We start from the raw sequence: 256 nt of genomic DNA on the forward strand, positions 1-256 counted from the left end.
TTAGCTGACTTCTTAACAGCTAAAGAAGTATTGAAAAAACCTTATCACGAAATCAACTTCACTTACGTAGGCGACGGCCGCAACAACGTTGCGAATGCGTTGATGCAAGGTGCAGCAATCATGGGTATGCGTTTCAACCTTGTTTGCCCTAAAGAATTGAATCCTACGGATGAATTATTGAACCGTTGTAAAGAAATCGCTGAAGAAAACGGTGGCGAAATCTTAGTAACAGACGACATCGATAAAGGTGTTAAAG

1 pseudogene is annotated in these 256 nt (G+C 41.0%); it reads left to right on the forward strand.

The window, feature by feature from the left end:
* A pseudogene (locus tag HMPREF2937_RS04045) lies at positions 1-256 on the forward strand (ornithine carbamoyltransferase subunit F); the annotation flags it as partial.

It is taken from the genome of Staphylococcus sp. HMSC061G12 (assembly GCF_001838465.1).
Lineage (GTDB): Bacteria > Bacillota > Bacilli > Staphylococcales > Staphylococcaceae > Staphylococcus > Staphylococcus simulans.